Annotated in this window: 1 protein-coding gene; it reads left to right on the top strand. The window is 59.2% G+C overall.

Features of this window, described 5'->3' with window-relative positions; genetic code table 11:
- Nucleotides 1–213, top strand: a 213-nt coding sequence (locus tag F2P46_RS39565) for a transposase (protein ID WP_208296988.1), incomplete at both ends; no start/stop codon positions are given.

Here is a 213-nt window from a genome sequence, read left to right as displayed (position 1 = left end):
TCGCCAATTGCATGCGCTTGTTGCTGCACGCGGCGGCCTACATCCTGCATCAGCAACTGCGTACCGAAGGGCTGCGGCATACCGCGCTGTCGCAGGCGCAGCCATCAACGGTCATTGCCAAACTGTTCAAAATCGCCGTGCAGGTCAGGCAGTACAAGAACAAGATCGTCCTTCACCTTCCGAGCGCCTGTCCGGCCAAACATCTGCTCCGGA

The sequence above is a fragment of the Massilia sp. CCM 8734 genome (genome assembly GCF_011682155.1).
Classification (GTDB): domain Bacteria; phylum Pseudomonadota; class Gammaproteobacteria; order Burkholderiales; family Burkholderiaceae_D; genus Telluria_A; species Telluria_A rubra.
The sequence above is the reverse complement of the archived record's forward strand: the minus strand, read 5'-3'. Positions and strand labels throughout refer to the sequence as shown.